This window comes from Acinetobacter defluvii, from assembly GCF_001704615.3.
GTDB classification, from domain to species: domain Bacteria; phylum Pseudomonadota; class Gammaproteobacteria; order Pseudomonadales; family Moraxellaceae; genus Acinetobacter; species Acinetobacter defluvii.
Window position 1 is genome coordinate 488,537 of record NZ_CP029397.2, and the last position, 19,575, is coordinate 508,111.

Annotated in this window: 22 protein-coding genes; 13 read left to right on the forward strand and 9 right to left on the reverse strand. The window is 38.4% G+C overall.

The window, feature by feature from the left end; translation table 11 throughout:
* Positions 1 to 20 precede the first annotated feature (20 nt).
* Both hemH and DJ533_RS04640 read left to right on the forward strand, forming a co-directional pair.
* The gene (gene hemH / locus DJ533_RS04635) at positions 21 to 1,040 is read left to right on the forward strand and encodes a ferrochelatase (protein ID WP_065994041.1); all 1,020 of its coding nucleotides are present in this window, start codon (positions 21 to 23) and stop codon (positions 1,038 to 1,040) included.
* 9 nt (positions 1,041 to 1,049) lie between these two features.
* Positions 1,050 to 1,694 (forward strand): MBL fold metallo-hydrolase, encoded by a 645-nt coding sequence (locus DJ533_RS04640; protein WP_065994042.1) that lies wholly within the window; start codon positions 1,050 to 1,052, stop codon positions 1,692 to 1,694.
* A gap of 82 nt (positions 1,695 to 1,776) precedes the next feature.
* Here the strand turns inward: DJ533_RS04640 and DJ533_RS18625 are convergent, their stop codons facing one another.
* Positions 1,777 to 1,953, reverse strand: coding sequence for a hypothetical protein (locus tag DJ533_RS18625; protein WP_171488530.1), 177 nt, complete (start codon positions 1,951 to 1,953; stop codon positions 1,777 to 1,779).
* A gap of 118 nt (positions 1,954 to 2,071) precedes the next feature.
* Positions 2,072 to 2,245, reverse strand: a complete 174-nt coding sequence (locus tag DJ533_RS04645; protein ID WP_065994043.1) for a DNA gyrase inhibitor YacG — start codon at positions 2,243 to 2,245, stop codon at positions 2,072 to 2,074.
* Between the two features lie 81 nt (positions 2,246 to 2,326).
* Here DJ533_RS04645 and DJ533_RS04650 point away from each other — a divergent pair, with 81 nt between their 5' ends.
* The 3 genes from DJ533_RS04650 (at position 2,327) to DJ533_RS04660 (ending at position 4,673) form a co-directional block, all read left to right on the forward strand.
* A complete protein-coding gene (locus DJ533_RS04650; RefSeq protein ID WP_171488591.1) occupies positions 2,327 to 2,986 on the forward strand; it encodes a class I SAM-dependent methyltransferase in 660 nt (219 codons plus the stop codon).
* Positions 2,976 to 4,178, forward strand: a complete 1,203-nt coding sequence (locus tag DJ533_RS04655) for a TIGR03862 family flavoprotein (protein ID WP_065994045.1) — start codon at positions 2,976 to 2,978, stop codon at positions 4,176 to 4,178. Before DJ533_RS04650 ends, DJ533_RS04655 begins: the two co-directional genes overlap by 11 nt.
* Before the next feature lie 84 nt (positions 4,179 to 4,262).
* Positions 4,263 to 4,673, forward strand: a complete 411-nt coding sequence (locus tag DJ533_RS04660; protein ID WP_065994046.1) for a GFA family protein — start codon at positions 4,263 to 4,265, stop codon at positions 4,671 to 4,673.
* A gap of 73 nt (positions 4,674 to 4,746) precedes the next feature.
* Here DJ533_RS04660 and DJ533_RS04665 read toward each other — a convergent pair whose 3' ends face one another.
* Positions 4,747 to 5,079: a HopJ type III effector protein gene (locus tag DJ533_RS04665; protein WP_065994047.1), complete on the reverse strand. Its 333-nt coding sequence runs from the start codon at positions 5,077 to 5,079 to the stop codon at positions 4,747 to 4,749.
* 159 nt (positions 5,080 to 5,238) lie between these two features.
* Between DJ533_RS04665 and DJ533_RS04670 the strand changes: the two genes are divergently transcribed.
* The 3 genes from DJ533_RS04670 (at position 5,239) to crcB (ending at position 7,412) form a co-directional block, all read left to right on the forward strand.
* Entirely contained in the window at positions 5,239 to 6,147 is a 909-nt protein-coding gene (locus tag DJ533_RS04670; protein WP_065994048.1) for a DUF2071 domain-containing protein, read from the forward strand.
* Positions 6,116 to 6,955, forward strand: coding sequence for a DUF2071 domain-containing protein (locus tag DJ533_RS04675; RefSeq protein WP_065994049.1), 840 nt, complete (start codon positions 6,116 to 6,118; stop codon positions 6,953 to 6,955). Before DJ533_RS04670 ends, DJ533_RS04675 begins: the two co-directional genes overlap by 32 nt.
* Before the next feature lie 76 nt (positions 6,956 to 7,031).
* Positions 7,032 to 7,412 (forward strand): fluoride efflux transporter CrcB, encoded by a 381-nt coding sequence (gene crcB / locus DJ533_RS04680; RefSeq protein ID WP_065994050.1) that lies wholly within the window; start codon positions 7,032 to 7,034, stop codon positions 7,410 to 7,412.
* A gap of 68 nt (positions 7,413 to 7,480) precedes the next feature.
* On the opposite strand, the gene DJ533_RS04685 is transcribed toward crcB, so the two are convergent.
* The gene (locus tag DJ533_RS04685; protein WP_065994051.1) at positions 7,481 to 7,729 is read right to left on the reverse strand and encodes a type B 50S ribosomal protein L31; all 249 of its coding nucleotides are present in this window, start codon (positions 7,727 to 7,729) and stop codon (positions 7,481 to 7,483) included.
* Between the two features lie 226 nt (positions 7,730 to 7,955).
* A complete protein-coding gene (locus DJ533_RS04690) occupies positions 7,956 to 9,254 on the reverse strand; it encodes an ABC1 kinase family protein (RefSeq protein ID WP_065994052.1) in 1,299 nt (432 codons plus the stop codon).
* A gap of 196 nt (positions 9,255 to 9,450) precedes the next feature.
* On the opposite strand from DJ533_RS04690, the gene DJ533_RS04695 reads away from it, so the two are divergent.
* Positions 9,451 to 9,663 carry a DUF1737 domain-containing protein gene (locus DJ533_RS04695; RefSeq protein WP_065994053.1) on the forward strand — a complete coding sequence of 71 codons (213 nt, stop codon included), beginning with the start codon at positions 9,451 to 9,453 and terminating at the stop codon, positions 9,661 to 9,663.
* Between the two features lie 62 nt (positions 9,664 to 9,725).
* Here the strand turns inward: DJ533_RS04695 and DJ533_RS04700 are convergent, their stop codons facing one another.
* Both DJ533_RS04700 and DJ533_RS04705 read right to left on the reverse strand, forming a co-directional pair.
* Positions 9,726 to 11,021, reverse strand: a complete 1,296-nt coding sequence (locus tag DJ533_RS04700) for an MATE family efflux transporter (protein WP_065994126.1) — start codon at positions 11,019 to 11,021, stop codon at positions 9,726 to 9,728.
* Positions 11,022 to 11,116: 95 nt separating this feature from the next.
* Positions 11,117 to 11,578 carry a DMT family transporter gene (locus tag DJ533_RS04705; RefSeq protein WP_065994054.1) on the reverse strand — a complete coding sequence of 154 codons (462 nt, stop codon included), beginning with the start codon at positions 11,576 to 11,578 and terminating at the stop codon, positions 11,117 to 11,119.
* Between the two features lie 421 nt (positions 11,579 to 11,999).
* Here DJ533_RS04705 and DJ533_RS04710 point away from each other — a divergent pair, with 421 nt between their 5' ends.
* The 3 genes from DJ533_RS04710 (at position 12,000) to DJ533_RS04720 (ending at position 14,270) form a co-directional block, all read left to right on the forward strand.
* On the forward strand, positions 12,000 to 12,455 hold the full coding sequence (locus tag DJ533_RS04710) for a surface-adhesin E family protein (RefSeq protein WP_065994055.1): 456 nt from the start codon (positions 12,000 to 12,002) through the stop codon (positions 12,453 to 12,455).
* 106 nt (positions 12,456 to 12,561) lie between these two features.
* Positions 12,562 to 13,713, forward strand: coding sequence for a radical SAM family heme chaperone HemW (gene hemW, locus DJ533_RS04715; protein ID WP_065994056.1), 1,152 nt, complete (start codon positions 12,562 to 12,564; stop codon positions 13,711 to 13,713).
* Positions 13,714 to 13,787: 74 nt separating this feature from the next.
* On the forward strand, positions 13,788 to 14,270 hold the full coding sequence (locus DJ533_RS04720) for a hypothetical protein (protein WP_065994127.1): 483 nt from the start codon (positions 13,788 to 13,790) through the stop codon (positions 14,268 to 14,270).
* Between the two features lie 12 nt (positions 14,271 to 14,282).
* On the opposite strand, the gene DJ533_RS04725 is transcribed toward DJ533_RS04720, so the two are convergent.
* Both DJ533_RS04725 and DJ533_RS04730 read right to left on the reverse strand, forming a co-directional pair.
* On the reverse strand, positions 14,283 to 14,720 hold the full coding sequence (locus DJ533_RS04725) for a GNAT family N-acetyltransferase (protein ID WP_065994057.1): 438 nt from the start codon (positions 14,718 to 14,720) through the stop codon (positions 14,283 to 14,285).
* Between the two features lie 85 nt (positions 14,721 to 14,805).
* A complete protein-coding gene (locus tag DJ533_RS04730; protein WP_065994058.1) occupies positions 14,806 to 16,629 on the reverse strand; it encodes an acyl-CoA dehydrogenase C-terminal domain-containing protein in 1,824 nt (607 codons plus the stop codon).
* Between the two features lie 235 nt (positions 16,630 to 16,864).
* On the opposite strand from DJ533_RS04730, the gene DJ533_RS04735 reads away from it, so the two are divergent.
* Entirely contained in the window at positions 16,865 to 19,207 is a 2,343-nt protein-coding gene (locus DJ533_RS04735) for a hypothetical protein (RefSeq protein WP_065994059.1), read from the forward strand.
* Positions 19,208 to 19,575: the final 368 nt, after the last annotated feature.

Consider the following 19,575-nt stretch of genomic DNA (forward strand, 5'->3'; position numbering starts at 1 on the left):
TTCAATAAGGTTAAAAAATCATGCTTTTTAGACCCAAGGTATTAGTGATTGTTGCTAATTTAGGAACGCCTGATGAACCTTCTGAAGTTGCTGTACGACGCTTTCTAAAGCAGTTTTTATCTGATGGGCGTGTGATTGAAATTCCTAAATTTATTTGGCAAATCATTTTACATGCTTTTGTTTTACCTTTTCGTCCTAAAAGAGTGGCACATGCTTATGCGCAAGTATGGATGAAGGACTCGCCTATGCGAGAAATCTTATTGCAGCAAACAGCACTTTTAAAACAACGTTTACTTGTACAAAACCCGCAGTTGGATCTGCACGTCGTTCCTGCAATGACGTATGGTAATCCTGGAATTAATCAGGCGTTACAAGATGCAGCATCACAAAAATATGATCAAATCATTTTATTGCCGTTATTTCCACAGTATTCAGCAACCTCAACCGCACCACTTTATGATGCGGTGGCAAAATGGGTATTGACCCAACGTAATTTGCCAGCATTGACGATTCTTCGTGATTACTATCAACATCCTTTATATATCCAGGCTCTGGCGGATAGTGTTTTGAAATTTCAGCGACAACATGGACAAGCTGAAAAATTATTAATGTCTTTTCATGGTATTCCACAGCCTTATGCGGACAAAGGTGATCCTTATGCGGAACGTTGTCATGTAACTGCACAAAAAGTAGCACAAGCCTTAAATTTAAAAGATGATCAATGGCAAATTAGTTTCCAATCTCGTTTTGGTAAGCAAGAATGGGTGAAGCCTTATACTGATCAAGTATTACAGGATTGGGCAGCACAAGGGGTTAAATCGGTACAGATTATGAGTCCTGCTTTTTCAGCAGATTGCTTGGAAACTTTAGAAGAATTGGCATTACAAAATGCAGAACTATTCTTACAGTCAGGTGGGCAGTCTTACCAATATATCCCTGCATTAAATAATGATGCTGCACACATTGAACTATTAGCGCAATTATTACAGGCAAATTTAGAGCCTTTGCGCACAACATTTAGTACATTTGAGCCAAATTAAGGAAAGAATATGTTGCAAGTTAAAATTGTACCCGTTACTGCATTTGCTCAAAATTGTTCGATCGTTTGGGACAGTGAAAGTAAAGAAGCGGTATTGATCGATGCAGGCGGTGAGCCTGAAAAGTTAAAAAAAGAAGTTGAGGCACTCGGTCTAACTGTAAAAGCCTTGTGGTTGACGCATGGGCATTTAGATCATGCTGGTGCAGTCGGTGCATTGGTTAAAGAATGGAATGTTCCTGTGATTGGGCCGCAGAAAGAAGATGCTTTCTGGTTAGACATGATCAAAGAAGTTTCTGCACGTTATGGTTTTCCTATTCCAGAAGCGGTGCATGTCGATCAATGGCTGGAAGGCGGAGAAGTTCTGAAACTAGGTGAAGAAGAGTTTGAAGTGCGTTTTGCACCAGGGCACACACCTGGACATGTGATGTTCTATAATGCCAAATATGGCGTACTGTGGACAGGCGATGTGTTGTTCAAAGGCTCAATAGGTCGTACCGACTTTCCTAAAGGAAATCATCAGCAACTGCTCGACTCGATTCAAAGAGAGTGTTTTAGTTTACCTGATGAAACTCAGTTTATTTCAGGACATGGTCCAATGAGTACGATCGGTTTTGAAAAGCAACATAATCCATTTGTTGCAGGTCAGGCAGGCTAATAGGTCAATTTAAAATGGTTGAATGGTAAAATATAAAGGAAAGAAATCTTATTGACATCGGTGAATAAGATTTTTGAACTTTTTATTCAAAAGGATTTGAAAACCTTTTACGGATTTCTAAGCCCACTAAAAGCGTTGCAATAATAAAGAGAAATGCGATTGCAAAGAATAAACCATCAGCCGCATAAATGCCTAAACCAATAAAAAATAAGCTGAAAACAAGAAGAAGAGTGAAACTAATTTTTAATATAAGAAGCATAATTTTTCTCAATTACGACCAGTGAAGTGTAATAAGATAAGAATAATTTATAAGAGTATTGTTTATTTATAATGCAAACTGTTTACGTCGGGTTTGTTATATTGTAATAAAATATTACCTACGGTTCTCCATCTTCTGCTGGAGGCGCATCTTCTGTCGGTAATTTATAGTCTTCATTCGCCCAAGCACCGAGATCAATTAGTTTACAACGATCTGAACAAAATGGACGAAATTCATTATTTTCCCAAGTGCTCGCTTCACCACAACGTGGGCATGGAAAAGTGCGTGGCATGATTTAATCCTCATTTTGCAAAGTGAAATAGGCAAAGTGCATAAGACTTGCTAGACTTGTGCCGTTTTTTACTAGTTTGATCTGATTATGCCGATTCGTCAATTTCAAGCACAGCGTATGCATGCGCCACGTGATTTTCAATCTATTGAAAATAGTCCAATTTGTGTGGAAATTGGTGCAGGTAAAGGCAAACATGCCTTACTTTTTTCTGAGCAAAATCCGCAACTTAAATTAGTCGCTGTAGAAAGAACCCGTGAAAAATTTCTAGCCATGCAAAAACAGCATCAACTCGAAGGTCAAGATAATTTAACACCGATTCATGCGGATGCGTTGCCTTGGGTGGTGCATGCTTTGTATCCGCAGCAAGTTCAACATTTTTTTATTTTATATCCAAATCCTGAACCGCATAACCCAGCACAACGCTGGTTGAATATGCCATTTTTTGAATTTTTAATTTCTCGCTTACAAACCCACGGTACGATTACTTTAGCCAGTAATATTCCTGAATATATTGTAGAAGCCGAACAACAACTACAAAAAGTCTGGAATTTACCGTATGAGAAACAAGTGATTGCCTCTGATTCAGCACGGACTCATTTTGAGATTAAATATTTAGAACGTGGAGAGTTGTGCCAGCAGTTGGTTATCTCTAAACCTGAAAACTATGCAACACGTTTTGATGGCTTTCAACCTTTACAAGGGCAAAATACCCAAGTAATTGAGCCCAAAAATGTCAAGTAAGCAGCGCATTGCCATTGTGGGGGCTGGACCTGCAGGGTTAATGGCTGCTGAAGTGTTGAGTGCATTTGATTATGAGGTGCATGTGTATGAGCAAAAACCTTCAGCAGCACGCAAATTTTTAATGGCGGGAAAAACAGGGCTGAATATTTCTCATGCTGAGCCAGTTGCGCAGTTTGTGCAGCGTTATGATCAAGTCGAATGGCTCAGTCCATGGATCAAGCAATGGGATGCCACTTGGATTCGACAGTGGATGCAAGGTTTAGGAATAGAATCTTATGTCGGCAGTTCAGGGCGAATCTTTCCTAATGAGATGAAAGCTGCGCCTTTACTGCGTGCTTGGTTGCAACGTTTAATTGAAAATAAAATACAGTTCCATTATCGGCATCAAATTTTAGATTTAAAACAGCACACACTAACCATTCAAAATCTCAAATCTGAACAAATCTCCACACAAGATTTTGATGCAATTATTTTAGCCTGTGGCGCAGTGTCTTGGTCGCAGTTAGGCAGTGATGGAGCGTGGCAAAAATGGTTTGATCAAGCACAGATCGAAGCTTTTCAAGCCAGCAATGCAGGGGTTGAAAAAGCATGGTCTAAGTTTATGCAGCCTGTTTTTGGACAGCCATTAAAACGTGTTGATGCTTGGGTTAAGGGATGCGGTAAAACACAAGGCGATATTGTCATCACGCACTATGGGTTGGAAAGTGGTTTGATTTATAAGCAAGGACGAGCGTTAAGACAGCAGCTTAAGCAGCACAAAAATATGAGTTTATATTTAGACTTGTTGCCTGATCTCAGCATGTCTCAATTAGTTCAAAAATTACAAGCATCAAAGAAGCAATCAACAGCCAATATTTGGCGTAAAGCGGGTTTAGATATTGTAAAGTCTAATTTCATCCGTGAAATTGTAGACAAATCTTTATGGCATCAAACGGAAGAATTAGCGGATCACATTAAACACTTAAAAGTTGAACTGACAGGATTTCGCCCCATTGAAGAAGCTATTAGTTGTGCAGGGGGGATCAAACAAAATGCTCTGAGTGAACAATTACAATTAAAATCTAATCCGCATGTATTTTGTTGTGGGGAAATGTTGGACTGGGATGCGCCAACGGGAGGTTATTTACTGACAGCGTGCTTTGCGACAGGTCGTGCAGCAGGGAATGGTGTGCATCAGTATTTAATGAAGTGAACAACAATTTAATAAAATTATATTTAGATTAACTCTTGCAATATATGCTAATTTGAAATGGTTTTATATTTTAGGATTTAGTGCATGTCTGCGGAAAAATTATACACAGGAAGTTGTTTATGCGGTGGCATTCGCTATGAAATTCATGGCCAAATTGGGGATATTATCGAGTGTCATTGCCGTCGTTGTCGTAAGGCAAATGGTACCGCTTTTGCGACCAATGCACCTATCAAAAAGGCTGATTTTAAAATTGTGCAAGGTGAAACATTACTGAAGAAATATCAGTCAAGTGAAACGACACAACGCTGTTTCTGTAGTGAATGTGCTTCACCCATTATCAGTATTAAAGCAGAAACACCTGATACGTATCGGTTGAGAATCGGGACTTTGGATACCCCCCTTGAGCAGAAGCCAACTCAACATATTTTTACTGCATATAAAGCGGAATGGGAAACGATTTGTGATGGTTTACCGCAGTATGATGAACGCCCGTGATTGACCCCCTCATTCGCTTGTGGCGTTTCACTCCTTATCCCAAAGGGAGAGGGAGTGTCATGATTTGAATAGATTATTTAGCTATTAAAGCTGTGCCTTCAAACTTGATCCCATCCCAACCATTTTGCATAAACTGGCGAATATTTTGATGGTCAGTAGCTTGAGGTGTAGCCTGCACAGACGCATAATGTTCGGCAAATAAACTTAAGGTTTGGTGGTGATTTAAGCCATTTAGTTTGGCAAATGAAAAAACTTTAGCACTGCCTTGATTTTCAGTCGCAGTATTGTACTGTTGACCATTCTGAAATGCAGTGGGGATATGCTGGTAACGTGCTTCAATAAATGCAATCACATCAGCAAATTTTATTTCGCCTGCTTGAAGTTGTGCTAAAAGTTGTTGTGCCATAGGTGAGTTTCCAAGTTATATTCAGAATAGAGGTTGCCAAATCATAACTAAAAATAGGGGTGTGCAATATCATTATTCCATATAAAAAAATACTTTCGTTTTGATTTTTTGCTAAGATAAAAATGACTTACACGATAAAAATACAATGATAGATGCTTTATGAATCGCCACTTATTTAAATTTAAACAACACCAGCTTTTTTTCCGTTTGTTTGGGCGACTGCTTCGTTCAAAAATAATATTAAATTTACGTCGTGGATTGATGCGTTTTTTACCTTTTTTGCGCCTTGAAAGTCAAGCAACAGATACGGTGTATATGTCATGGTTGGTTGATGTTGATTTGGTTAAACAACGTTTTCCAGAGCCGATTCGCTTATGGGAACATCAAGGCAAAACGATTTTTAGTATTTTGTTTTATCACCATCATCATTTTGGGCTTCATTGTTTTGGGGCAGCTCGGAAGATATTTCCATCTCCACGACAAAGCAATTGGCGTTTTTATTTGGCAGATGATTTGCTGCCGAAGACAGTGATATTTGAACAAATTGTGGTGGATAAAATGCTCTATATCATGGGTGGTCGAGTGTTGAGTGATGCAATGCCTGCGCAATATGATCCAAATTTTCAACATCAGGTACAAACTACTGCACATGATTTAAATATTCATGCAAAAATTCATATGGATGAACGTTATTGTTTAGATGTAAAACTAAAAAATGTTGAAGGTAAACAGCTCACAGGGCAGTGGGCTAATATATTTCCTGAATGGAAGGATGCTTTAGCATTTTTTGTTCCGCAAGAACATGTTTGGGTAGAGTGCGTCGATCAACCACAGCAGCTTTCCCAAGGAAATATCCAAATCGTCAGTGATTTTGAACAAATCCGTGCTTTGGAAATACAACATCTGGATTGTCCTTTATTGGCTGAGCTTGGTATAAGTGCTGATAGTCAACCCTTATGTTTTTTTATACCCAACTTAGATTTCCATGTGATGGGTGAAACCCCCGTAACATCAAAACAGTGTGAAGGGGATGAGAATGAGTCGGCATACCTACAAAAATCATCGTAGTAACTGGGTCGAATCCTGTATTGCCTTTATTTTAAGTTTGACTTTTTTATTAAAAATTCGTCGTGTATTGATGCGATTTTTACCTTTTTTAAAGTTGCAAAGCCAAGTTAAAAATATCGTCTATCTGTCTTGGTTGGTAGACATTGAGCACGTTCGTTCTCGTTATCCAGCACAGGTACAGCTTTGGGAGAAACAAGGTAAAACGATCTTTACCATATTAACTTACCAACATGAACATTTTGGATTCTCCTTTTTAGGAAAATTACGCAAATTCATGCCCTCTCCTCAGCAAAGTAATTGGCGTTTTTATATTGATCCAAAACAACAAGAGAAAACCGTAATTTTTGAGCAAGTTGCGGTAGATCAATTGTTGTATGTTTTAAGTGGGCGTTTGGCAAGTGATGCAATGCCTGCGCAATGTGCAACAGTATTTCACCATCAACAACACGCAGAACAAATCCATACCCAACTATCAATCGATGCTCGATACCAACTCTCAAGCTCGGTACAGCTGAATGATGAACAACAATTGCCTATTGCATGGCAAACATTGTTTGATTCTTGGGATGAAGCGGTTTGTTATTTGGTAGATCAAGAGCATGCTTGGGTGGAATGGGTGGATCAGCCCAGCAAAATGTCACAAGGCGATATCCTTATGCCTTTTGATTTTGATAAAATTCAATCCGCTCAAGCAGTGGCAGTGAATTGTCCATTGCTTGAAGAATGGGGAGTAAACCCACAGGACGCTTTTGCTTTTATTGTGCCAACCTTAGATTTTTATGTACAGAATGAATATCCTGTTGCGTAAATACACAAGAACCCTAATACCTGTGGATAAAGTTTAACTTATACACAATTACATAATGATCAGGAGTGCTGTGCAAATGAATTGGCTACTCGTCGCATGCGGTGGGGCAATAGGGGCAAGCTTGCGCTATGGCGCTGGATTCATTATTTCTAAACCACACAGTTTATTTCCTTGGACAACCTGGTCAGTCAATCTATTCGGTTGCTTCTTGGCGGGTATCTTTTTTGCCTTAAGCCAGCGATATCCCATTTTACACAACGAAGCCCGACTTTTATTGATGGTAGGCGTTTTGGGTGGCTTTACTACATTTTCAAGCTTTGGTTTGGAAACATTTCAATTGATTCGACAAGGACAGTTACCCATCGCATTGGCTTATAGCATTTCTAGTGTGGTCTGTGGTGTGGTGTGCTTGGCGATAGGATTTTATGTTTTTCAAATCATGCTAAATAGCAGATAAAAAATAGCCTAAAGGGAGGAGTGCTTTAGGCTAGGGCTAAATCATGTAACTCAAATGTGAGCGCACAATTAGCGTTTAAAACGTGCAAAACGTTTATTAAAGCTTGCGATACGACCTTCATTATTGATTTGACGTACTTCACCTGTATAGAACGGATGGGAAGCACTCGAGATATCCAAAGCCACATAAGGATATTCTTGACCTTCGTATTCACGTGTTTGTTTGGTTTGAATGGTACTGCCAATCAAGAAAAAGGCATTGGCATTGGTATCGTGAAACAGAACTTGGCGATATTCAGGATGGATATTCGGACGCATGGTAGACTCCAATCATTTTTGTATTTAGTAAAATGTTATAACATAACATATAAAATGTAAAGTAAATTCTGAGTGTTTAAAATGTGCATGCGAATATTAAAAAATTATTTTGTAAATGAAGAAACAAAAAAATGAAGCCTAAACTGGAGGATGTGTTTAGGCTTCAAATTAAGTTTACTTTAAAATATCATTCTTAAAATAGACTGAATCAAAAATTGCGATAATCTTAATCTTGCTGAGGTAATAACTCTTCAAATAAATCACTTAAATCGTCATATACTTTCAGTTGAATCAAATTCCAATAATGTCCAGAAATGGTACGATTGACCATTAGGGTATCCGGTGAAGGTTTGAAAACATCCCAATATTTCAAGGATTTTTTCACCAATTTCATACCATCATGATGCGCAGAATTTTCAGCAAAATCATAGTGTGTGGTCAGCGGACGTAATAGAACCTCAAGCCATTCTTGGTATAACGCTTCAGGAAATTTATCTTTTTCAGCCAAAGCATCCAGTGCGGTTAATTCATTTTCAATGGTGCGAATATCCGCTTTACGACCCGCACGAACTAAGTTTTTAAAGTGTTGGATAATTTCATTAGACAGCGTTTTCACTCCACCAAAGTCATAAATAATCACGCTACCATCTTCACGAAAGGCGAAGTTGCCTGGGTGGGGGTCACAATGAAAACGTTTTAAGAAAAATATTTCTTGTCCCAAAGCGCGAATTAGACGTTCACCAATTTGGTTGCGAATCTCCAAATCCCATGTACTGGCTGTTTCAATACTTTCACCTTTTTCTAGGCTTAACGTTAAAATACGACGGCTAGAAAACTCAGGAAAAACTTGAGGAATAATGATTTGACGATCTAAGGCTTGGTGAAAGGTGCGGAAAACTTGTAAGTTTTGTGCTTCGATTTCGTAGTTGAGTTCCTCATATAAACTGTCTTGAATCTCTTTAAACAAACGATCTTGTAGTTTTTTATCAACTTTCAAAACGCCCATTAAACGTAAAGCTAAACGGACTTGTTTAAGGTCACTTTCACAGGCTTCATCTACCCCTGGATATTGCACTTTCACGACGACTTGATCACCATTGGGTAGCGTTGCTTTATGGACTTGTCCAATTGAAGCTGCGGCAAATGGTTGTTCTTCAAAGTGACTAAAAATTTGATCTAAAGGTTTACCCAGCTCTTTTTCAACTTGTTCTTTGATTTCAGCAAAAGGCATTGCAGGAGCTTGGCGTTGTAACTTTGCAATGGCTTTGGCAACTTCTAGTGGGAAAATGTCTTTGTACTGAGAAGCGATCTGTCCAACTTTCATGACCGCGCCTTTCATTTCTCCAAGTGTATCCGCAATTTGTAAGCCGATGTCTTGAAAAAGTTTACTGCGAGCTTCGTTTTTTTTGTCTTCATCAGCATTAAAATTACGAATAGAATTGGACACAGTTTTGGTGGCGATACTTGCGGTCATACCTGCAAGTTTCATAAAACGGCGACCGGGTGTACTTGAATTCTTAGACATTCAGACAAATCCTTAAACTTTGATGAAGTTTTTCTCATTTTGATCATAGGCGACTATTCTTAAACTGCCTACTTTAAATTGTTAAGATATTGTTTCTGCGTTGCTATTTTTTTAAATATGCTTTTATCTATTTAATCGTATATTAATTATTCGCATAGCGTTAAAATGATTTTAATTTAAAAAATGAATTATGACTATGAAAGTTTATCGTTATTTGACAGGTAGGGATGATGTGAATTTTTGTGCAAGGGTGACCAAGGCATTAAATGACGGTTATGAACTGTATGGTTCGCCTACGATGACCTTTAATGGTACAGAGGTGATCGTGGGGCAGGCAATTGTAAAAGAGGTTGCCAATGAAAGTGAAGTACCGCAAGGGTTGAAGGATGCGTTACAAAATCAAGAATGATGACTTTAATAACTCCTCACTCAAATAAAGTAAGGAGTTTCCAAAAAAGCAGCCCTGATTTGTTAAATCTGATTTAGCCGTTTATTCATAACTAACAAGCGACTGATTAAAAGTACGCAAGCAATGCTTAAACCCACAATTAATCCTGTCCAAACGCCTGCTGCACCCATAGGTGTATAGCGTGCCAAATAAATCCCAACAGGGAATGCAATCACCCAATAGGAAAACATGGTAATCCACATTGGACCTTTGGTGTCTTGCATACCACGCAAACAGCCTGCGGCACTGACTTGCCAAGCATCCATTAATTGATAACCAATCGCAAATAAAATTAAGTAAATCGCAACTTGAGAAACTTCGATATCTGAAGTGTAAGCAGCCACAATCTCAGGGCGTAAAAACCACATTAACAACATGGTGAATGCAGCAAAGCATGTGCCCGTCATTAAACCGACCCATTGGACTTTACGCATCGCTGCCCAATTTTTCTCACCATAATACATGCCGACACGAATGGTCAGCGCAATTGCTAAAGACATTGGAATCATAAACAATTGGGAAGTGATAGAGATCGCAATTTGGTGTGCTGCAACGGTAATATCCCCCAAAGGACTGAGAATAATTGCGCCTGTACTAAAAATGCTGACTTCAAAGAAAATCGCCAAACCGATCGGCAAGCCCAATTTCAAAATGCGCTTGATCAGTACAGGGTTAATTTTTTCCCATGCTTTCAATGGTTGGGTTTTCTGATAACGCTCGGCTTTCAAGACATAAAACGCCAAGGCAATAAACATAAGCCATTGCAAAATTGCGGTGGCAAAACCACAACCTGCACTGCCTAATTCAGGAATAGGACCAAGTCCATACATGAAAATAAAGTTCAGTGGAATCAGTACCACTAAAGCAACCAAGCTGAGCAAGGTAACAGGTCTAGGATAGCCCATTGCCTCAGAATAACTGCGCAATGCGGCATACATCGTTACTGCAGGCATACCCAAACCAATCGCATGCAAGAATAAACTTGCCTTAGGAATCAAACTTTCAGGTACATTAAACAAGGGTAATAAGAATGGCATGACTTGTAAAATGAGCCCTGCGATAATGCCCAAAACTAAACCAATCCATAAAGACTGACGGACAATCGATGGAATTTTTTCAGGGGTGCGTGCGCCCTGTGCCTCAGCGACCAATGGTGTGGCTGCAATCATAATGCCACTAAACAATAGCATCACAGGAATCCACAAGCCCACACCCACCGCAATGGCTGCCAAATCTTGTGCAGACATATGTCCCGCCATGATTGAGTCGATCAGACCAAAGCCTGCTTGGGCAAACTGTGTGACCAAAATGGGTAACATTAAATGAAAAAGTTGCTTTAATTCAAAGCGGGTCGTAGTGGCAGCATGATTTGACACGTATTACTCGTTTTAAATGTGCTTAGAAAAATGAAGGGTTAGCGTTGTAGAGTGAGAAGCACACCAATAAAAATCACCACGCCACCAAAAAGACGTTGCCAATTCAGTTGTGTTTTTTCCACACCGAGCCAGCCAAAATGATCTAACAGCATGGACATCATGATTTGCCCAAAAATAATTAAACCAGATAAACTCAAAAAACCAAGTTTTGGCGCAGTATAAATGCTAATACTGATCGCATAGACACCCAAACAACCTCCAAGCCAGAGATACCACGGAATTTGTCCTAAACTATGTAAACTTGGTTTGGGGGTAGACTGAAAAAACACAAAAATTGCGAGCACTATTGTACCAATTAAAAATGACAAAAGGGCAGCTTGTAAAGGCGAGTATAAATATTCTCTTAGTTGGGTGTTGATCGCAGTTTGGATGCTCATAGCAATGCCTATTCCCATTGCCAATGGTAAAAATAACAGAAATTGGCTAGTGAGTTTCATCATGTTGTTATTATCTCCCTCCTTGATAATTTTTAGTCTAATGGAAATTTATAACATGAGCGAATGAAAATATTGATGGGTTGAATGATCTGTTAATAATTGATGTTACACACTCAAAAGAATATAGGGGATTCCTTCTCCCTTTGGGAGGAGGGGGAGCTATGCAAGAGGATGAGCGCTCTTACATAGAAAACCTCTCCCTAACCCTCTCCTAAAAGGAGAGGGAACATTCAATACTGCTTCAGATCTTGCCGAAATTAACTTTCGCAAGAAGCTTGCTATTTTTAAAGCTTACTTGATAGAGACTTTCATTAAAAACTTTGATTTAGGGATTAAGCATAGTAGAAAAAATGACAAAGGTAGAGGTTTCCTAATATGGTTTAGAATGTAAAAATAGCGTAATGATGTTTTTGGATTTAAGATTTTGAAATTTAGAAATAAGTTTATTTTGTTATCAACTGTATTTTTATCAATATCAGTAATGGCATATACACCTAAACTGCTATTAATAGATCAAGGATATATGGAAAAACAGTTTTTAGATGAAAAATCGATTACTAGAATTGATAAAAGTCTGATGCGGGTTGTGATTTATGAGAAATATGAATATAAAAAGAATGATGAATATGCAAGAAATTATCAGTCTGCAATTAAGAGTTATATTGTTGATTGTCCATATAAAGCGTTATCTGTAGGAGAAGCAAAATTTTATAGTGGACAAACATCCAACAGCGAAATGATCAATAGGATGCAAAATATATATGGCATGGATGGAGAAACTGGTCAATCCTTTGAATTTTATGATGACCTAACATTTGAATCCATTAAGAATAGTTTTGTTGGTCAAAAAATTTATAAGCGGGTCTGTATTGGAAAATAAAAAACAATTAACACGAATGAATAGAACAACTTTTCATTTGTTTGATTTGAATAACCCTGAGTCATGTTAAAATTCCTCATTCTTTACACTATTTCGAGCTTGTTCTTTGGCTGATTTAAACCCTCAAAATATTCCATTGTCCCTCTACATTCACATGCCGTGGTGCGTGCGTAAATGTCCTTACTGTGACTTCAACTCGCATGCTGTACCTGATGGAAAATTATCATTAGAACTGGAACAAGAATATTTACAAGCATTGGTTGAGGATCTTAAAACTCAAGTTGAGTTTGCGCAGGGGCGTGCAATACATAGTATTTTTATTGGTGGCGGTACGCCATCTCTCATTTCAGCAAAAGCATATCAATGGTTATTTGCTCAATTAAAAGCACTGATTCCGTTCGAACAGGAGTGTGAAATAACCTTAGAAGCCAATCCCGGAACGGTAGAACACGATCCATTTGCAGATTATTTAGTTGCGGGAATTAATCGCTTATCGATTGGTGTACAAAGTTTTAATAGGGAACATTTACAAAAATTAGGAAGGATTCACTCCAATGACGATGCGATCTTGGCGATTCAGCATGCCAAACAAGCAGGCTTCAAACGTGTCAATGTGGATCTAATGCATAGCTTGCCTGAACAAACTTTAGAACAAGCGTTAAATGATTTAAAACTTGCGGTAGAAAATGGTGCAACACATATTTCATGGTATCAACTGACCATTGAACCGAATACGGTATTTTTTCGTACGCAACCAATTTTACCTGCCGAAGATATTTTGGAAGATATTCAGGAACAGGGCGAAGCGTACTTAAAAGTCAATGGATTTATCAATTATGAGGTATCGGCTTGGCGTAAAGAACAACCCTCGGCACATAATTTGAATTATTGGCAATTTGGCGATTATTTGGCGATTGGGGCAGGGGCGCATGGTAAAGTGACTCAGGTGGATGGCGTGTATCGTTTTCAGAAAACCCGCTTACCGAAAGACTATTTAGCCAAAGTTCCTGCGGAAAATTTGCAATTTAAACGGATTGAAGATGAAGATTTGCCGTTTGAATTTATGATGAATGCGCTGCGGTTGGTGGATGGTGTCGAAGCTCAGTTATATGCAGAGCGTACAGGTTTAGATTTGGCAGATTTAGCGGTTTTAGATGCTTTAAAACAACGTCAGTTAATGGTGGATAATACTAAGATATTGAATTGTACTGAGAAAGGGCATGTGTTTTTAAATTCAGTATTGGAAACGTTTTTGTAAAAATCTTCCTGTTATTTTGCTATGATGAGCAGGAAAATGATAAATCAGTGTTGTCTCTAAAAATGCAAAAAATAATCAAAAAAATTCTCATCGTACTGTCATTCTTCGTATTGGGGATGACAGTGGCTTATGCCAAAACCCATGTCCCTCAATTTAAGGATTATCCTGTTAAACCTTATACAGGCAAAACCGCACAATTGGATATGACGGATGAAAGTGCCCGAATGTTTCGCACTCGGCTACGTAATGCATTAAAAGAAAAGCCAAATTTTGCAGGTGAATATGTCATTACCATGTGGGGTTGTGGTGCGAGTTGTCGTAGTTATGCATTTATCAATAAACGTACAGGAAAGTTGTTGGAGGGCGGTTTTGGTGGTGAGGGTAGCCAGGAGGATGTGATTGCAAGCAAAGCCAATAGTCGTTTATTGGTGACTCAAGAAGAACATATGGATGAAAACTGGGAAGTGGAGAGTATCACAACACGGTTTTATCTATTTGAAAATAATAAATTTAAATTACTAAAAACAGTAAAAGAGACTGTGCAGAAAGAAAAGTGAAAATAAACAGCGCTAAAATTTAGCGCTGTGTTTTAAATGTAAAAGAGGATAGGCTTTGCCCTGACCATCTAATTCAGATCTGGAAATGACTTCAAAGTTAAGTTTTTGATAGAAACCAACAGCTTGTGGATTTTGCTCATTTACATCCACTTTTTGAATATTAAGCTTTTCAATAACAAACAGTGTTAAGGCTTTACCAATTCCTTGACCTCTAAAGTTAGGTTCAATAAATAACATTTCAATATTGTCAGGGCTTGTGCCAATAAATCCAATAATTTGATTATCTTGTGTATATTTATGTAGCAATACATGCTGGAAATATTCATTCAAAATTAATGGTTTTAGTTCATTAATCTCAGCTTCAGGTAGAAAATCATGTGTTGCTCTGACAGAGCGTTCCCATATTTCAATTAAAATAGGAAAGTCTTCTTTAGTGGCGATCTGTATCATAGGTCATCCAATTTGATATTTGAGTTGAATAAAAAAAAGAGCGCCGAAGCGCTCTTTTTTTATTCTAGCTTAAAAGCATTCAATCTTAGTAATCAAAGCTAAAATGTTCAGCTTCAAGTGCCATCATGGTCTTAGATGGATTGACCATAGATTCAGCATGACCTTGTGCACGCGGCAACAATTGTTCAAAGTAAAAGTCAGCCACTTTGATTTTTGCTTTATAGAATTCTGGAACTTCAGCACCCTCACCTGAAGCTAATTTTTCAGAAGCTACAGCTGCTTGTTGTGCCCAATAATATGCCATCATTGCATAACCAGAGAACATTAAGAAGTCTACAGACGCACTTGATACGATGTCACGATCTTTACGTGCAGCAAGCATGATACGAACAGTTAAAGCGTTCCACTGTGCACAGATTTTGGTTAAATCCCATGCAAAACGACGCATATATTTGTTGCGTGCATGTTGACCACAGAATTTCAAGATTTCAGCAGTATATTCGCGAACGACTTTACCTTTAGAAGAAAGTAGAACCTTACGACCAATTAAATCAAGTGCTTGCACGCCAGTTGTACCTTCATACAAGGTTGCGATACGTGCATCACGGGCAATTTGTTCCATGCCATGTTCTTTGATATAACCATGACCACCAAAGACTTGCATACCGTGGTTTGCAGCTTCTAAGCCCATTTCAGTTAAGAAACCTTTTAAAATTGGAGTATAGAAGCCAAGCTTGTCGTCATATTCATCAAATTTTGCTTGGTCGTCTTGTGCAAGTGCATCTGCCATTTTATCTGCAAGCTGTGCTGCATGATAAATCATTGCACGACCGCCTTCAGCAATTGCTTTTTGGGTCAATAACATGCGACGCACGTCAGCATGATGGATAATGGCATCTGCAACTTTTTCAGGATCTTTTTTCCCAGAAAGCGCACGCATAGACATACGTTCTTTGGCATACGGTAAAGCACCTTGGAAAGAAAGTTCAGCATGTGCTAAACCTTGAACCGCAGTACCAATACGAGCAGTGTTCATAAACGTGAACATTGCATGTAAGCCTTTATTTACTTCACCAATCAAATAACCTGTTGCAGCGTCAAAGTTTAGAACTGCAGTTGCAGAAGCACGGATCCCCATTTTGTGTTCAATTGAACCACAACTTACAGGGTTGCGTTCACCTACACCGCCATCCGCTGTTGGGATGAATTTAGGCACGATAAAGAGTGAAATGCCTTTGGTGCCTGCAGGTGCGTCTGGCAGACGAGCAAGTACGATGTGAATGATATTTTCAGTTAAATCATGTTCACCCGCAGAGATGAAGATTTTTGTTCCTGTGATGGCATAAGTACCATCTTCTTTTGGCTCAGCTTTGGTTTTCACTTGCCCTAAGTCAGTACCACATTGTGGCTCAGTTAAACACATCGTACCTGACCACGTACCCGCTGTAAGGTGTGGCATATAGGTTGCTTTTTGCTCATCAGTACCAAACTGCATGATGGTGTTCATACAGCCCATGCTTAAACCTGGGTACATGGTAAATGACCAGTTTGCAGTCCCCATCATCTCTGATTTGATCAGATTTAAAGACATAGGTAAGCCTTGCCCCCCAAACTCTTCTGGGTAAGAAAGACCTTGCCATCCTCCTTGGATGAACTGTTCATAAGCTTCTTTAAAACCTTTCGGTGTAGTCACTTCGCCATCTTTAAAATGACAACCTTCTTCATCACCCGATTGGTTTAAAGGAGAAAGTACATTTTCACAGAAATCTGCAGCACCTTCTAAAATCATATCAACAGTATCAGCATCAGCATTTTCGCCAATAGATAAAGTCTTATAATGACCAGCGTAGTCAAAAACTTCGTTGATTAAAAAACGAATATCACGGAGCGGGGCTTTATATGCAGGCATGGTTTAATCCTAATTTAAAAATAGTTGTGGATTTTTTAACGATAGTTTTATTATTCATAATTGGACTTGAATTACATTGATAATAGTCACTAAATAAAATGTCAGAAAGGCTAATTTGTAAGAATTAGTACAAGCTATTTCTCTTTTAGTTTGGTATAGTTTTAACCATTTTTTAAAATATTATTTTAAAGACTTCTGTTGGTAATTATAATTATTCAAGGTGTTAGGCAATCTTATGCGATTAAAATATTTAAGTTTAAGTTTATTGAGTTTAAGTTTGGCAGCATGTTCATCTCATGTCATTAAAACCAATCCTGCTCATTCAAGCTTAGACCAAGCACAACGTGCAAGCAAAGCGTTAAACGCAGTTTATGAATATCCGAGTTTTGATTATTCTGGTCAGGTCAAGGTCAATTTAGCTCAAGATCAGGGGGAGAAAACAAGCACTCTTGCCAATCCAGAAGTGCGCTTAGAGCCTGAAATTGAAAGAAAATTAAACCAATATTTAGCAGCACAAAACATCAAGCTCAACACAGCTGAAAAACAAGCACTGTATAAAAATGTCGCAAAAAAAGATGTGGCTTCATTAGCTGATGTGCTCGGCAAAGGGGCTAATTTTGTTGAAACGATGTTAAATGATTTGAATATCCAATATGACGGTACGGTCAATTATCGTCAGAAAATGGCTTCAATGAATATTTCAACTGAGTATAAAAAACCAAATTTATTGGTTGCAGTACGTGTCCCTATGGTAGTGGATTTTAATGACTATAAATTTTACACACAGATTTTTTCACTGGTTCCTTATTTAGCCAATCCACAAGACCAAGATAAGTACGCTTATTTTGATTTTTCAAAATATAAAGATCACTTTTCTAAAGTCAATAAACAGGCATTGATTGAGTATTTGAAACAGTCGAGTGCAACCAGTTATGCTCTAGCTTCGCAAGATCAACTACAAAGTTTACGCTTAACCGATGCTGAAAGACAGCAAGGTATTGTGGAAAAAATTCGCCTTAATAGTAGTGTGGAAGAGTTATTTTTACAGGCAAGTTTATATAATACGGTTAACCGTGAATATTTGATGCAATCTGTATTTGGTGTAGATGCTGCAGCAGCAGAGCAATCAGCAATAGAAGCTTTAGCTGCCCAAGCAGTGGCAGAGGCGGCGGCTGAGCCTGCAGAAGATAGTGAAGATGAGCGTGATGAAGCGACTGCTGCGATGTATAAACTTTATGAAGCAGTGAATAAAACTGTTTTAGAGATTTCTGATGAAGAGGATGAAATTGCAGTAGCAGAAACAGCGACAGCAGCTGAAGATGCCACAGACGCAGCGATTGCAGCAGCTACAGATGCAACAGCTGGCAGTGAAGAGGATGAAACAGCGTCAGAGGATGAGGAAGCAGAGTCTACGGCTGGTGCATTATTAACAGAGCAACAATGTGAGGATTTAAGTAAAAATAAATCTAGTCTGCGTATGGGAGATGTCACGTATTGCCAAGATTCTTACGACATTGATGTATTTGAAACAGTTTCAACACCATCATTGCTAGAACTGCAGTTATCAGAAAAAAGTAAGGCATTGACTGAGAAGTTTGCCTCTCTAGGCTCAAAAGATGAATTGGTTACTGCGCAACGCTTTAAACAATTGTGGTCAGATCATCAAGCGGATATTGATGCTATTTTAGTACCGAAAGCTAAGCGTAATCCATTCATTATGGATATTTCGTTGGATCAACAAGGGCGTATGGTCAAAGCCGATTATGACTTAAAATATGATCTCGATGAATTTGATCGCAAATTAAACGTTAAGTTTGATATGCAGTTCAAAAATTATGGCAATGCCAGCAAAATCGATCGTCGAATTTTAAATCAAGCCAAGTCATTTAAAGATATTTTTAAAGGCAGTCCGATGCAACAGGTGTTTGGCGCTGCTGATCCAACATCCGCATCTCCAGCAGTTGATTTTTCTGAATATTTAAATCAATTGGCAGAAAAGCTCTATCAACAAACACAGTCTTATGAAAAAACCTATAAAGCCGTGTTTATTGCAAAACTTACGCATGACTATCCACAGATTGTGAAACAATATTCGGCACAGGATTTACAAGAAATTGCAGCCGTTTATGCTTACGCTTATAGCGATGAAGATATTTATAATTTGAAAGGTCAAGCCTTAAAGCAAGTTCAGGCACTTCAGAAAAAACATCATTTGCAAGAAAATGAACAGTTTGATCACGATATGGGCAATGATGTAGATGAAATCGTGGTTGAGGCAATGAGTGCACAAAAAAGCATGCTTGAAATGCAAAAGCTGTTAAAGCAGTATAAAACCACTGAAGCAGTATTTGCACATCATTATGCAGAAAAATTTAAGGAAGACAATGAGCTTGAAGCAGCACAGCAAGCGGAGTTTAAGAAAACAGTCAATATACTTGGTAAGGCTTACGTGGCTTTAAAAAATAACAAGTTTAAAGACAGTACGATTGCAAGCTTAACTGAAGACTCAGTTGAGTTTATTGATTATGCAATATTTAAAGAAACTTATGAGGCTTTGAGTGATGCTAACTTAAAGTAATACCAATCTATAAAAGTTTTATAATATATTTTTGGAATGATTTTTCTGCTTTCAATCATAAGTTGAGACGCGAAAACGTCATCCGCAATTGTCTGAGGCGGGACTACCAATGATTGATCATGTTTTTGCAATACATCAATCAATTTGCGGTATTTGTCGAATTTTGCAGTGAGGAGCAACGCTCCGCAAGATGGTTTTCTTGCGAAGTTTCACTTCTCATTTTGTCGAAACAAAAGTAGGTCGAGCCTGAGTAAGTCAAAGTATACTTTTGACGAATCGCAAGACGCAGTGGCTAGTCTCTAAATACAAACTTTAGATGTAAGACTATGTAAGACTTCGTCAAAAATAAACCACTTATATGATGTCAT

What these genes read in the sequence shown, in the direction of transcription:
- DJ533_RS04730 (WP_065994058.1), bottom strand. Translation starts at nt 16,629, where the DNA reads ATGCCTGCATATAAAGCCCCGCTCCGTGATATTCGTTTTTTAATCAAC.
- DJ533_RS04705 (WP_065994054.1), bottom strand. Translation starts at nt 11,578, where the DNA reads ATGATGAAACTCACTAGCCAATTTCTGTTATTTTTACCATTGGCAATG.
- DJ533_RS04700 (WP_065994126.1), bottom strand. Translation starts at nt 11,021, where the DNA reads ATGTTACCCATTTTGGTCACACAGTTTGCCCAAGCAGGCTTTGGTCTG.
- DJ533_RS04670 (WP_065994048.1), top strand. Translation starts at nt 5,239, where the DNA reads ATGAATCGCCACTTATTTAAATTTAAACAACACCAGCTTTTTTTCCGT.
- DJ533_RS04735 (WP_065994059.1), top strand. Translation starts at nt 16,865, where the DNA reads ATGCGATTAAAATATTTAAGTTTAAGTTTATTGAGTTTAAGTTTGGCA.
- crcB (WP_065994050.1), top strand. Translation starts at nt 7,032, where the DNA reads ATGAATTGGCTACTCGTCGCATGCGGTGGGGCAATAGGGGCAAGCTTG.
- DJ533_RS04725 (WP_065994057.1), bottom strand. Translation starts at nt 14,720, where the DNA reads ATGATACAGATCGCCACTAAAGAAGACTTTCCTATTTTAATTGAAATA.
- DJ533_RS04640 (WP_065994042.1), top strand. Translation starts at nt 1,050, where the DNA reads ATGTTGCAAGTTAAAATTGTACCCGTTACTGCATTTGCTCAAAATTGT.
- DJ533_RS04645 (WP_065994043.1), bottom strand. Translation starts at nt 2,245, where the DNA reads ATGCCACGCACTTTTCCATGCCCACGTTGTGGTGAAGCGAGCACTTGG.
- DJ533_RS04675 (WP_065994049.1), top strand. Translation starts at nt 6,116, where the DNA reads ATGAGTCGGCATACCTACAAAAATCATCGTAGTAACTGGGTCGAATCC.
- DJ533_RS04665 (WP_065994047.1), bottom strand. Translation starts at nt 5,079, where the DNA reads ATGGCACAACAACTTTTAGCACAACTTCAAGCAGGCGAAATAAAATTT.
- DJ533_RS04660 (WP_065994046.1), top strand. Translation starts at nt 4,263, where the DNA reads ATGTCTGCGGAAAAATTATACACAGGAAGTTGTTTATGCGGTGGCATT.
- hemH (WP_065994041.1), top strand. Translation starts at nt 21, where the DNA reads ATGCTTTTTAGACCCAAGGTATTAGTGATTGTTGCTAATTTAGGAACG.
- DJ533_RS18625 (WP_171488530.1), bottom strand. Translation starts at nt 1,953, where the DNA reads ATGCTTCTTATATTAAAAATTAGTTTCACTCTTCTTCTTGTTTTCAGC.
- DJ533_RS04695 (WP_065994053.1), top strand. Translation starts at nt 9,451, where the DNA reads ATGAAAGTTTATCGTTATTTGACAGGTAGGGATGATGTGAATTTTTGT.
- DJ533_RS04690 (WP_065994052.1), bottom strand. Translation starts at nt 9,254, where the DNA reads ATGTCTAAGAATTCAAGTACACCCGGTCGCCGTTTTATGAAACTTGCA.
- DJ533_RS04685 (WP_065994051.1), bottom strand. Translation starts at nt 7,729, where the DNA reads ATGCGTCCGAATATCCATCCTGAATATCGCCAAGTTCTGTTTCACGAT.
- DJ533_RS04655 (WP_065994045.1), top strand. Translation starts at nt 2,976, where the DNA reads ATGTCAAGTAAGCAGCGCATTGCCATTGTGGGGGCTGGACCTGCAGGG.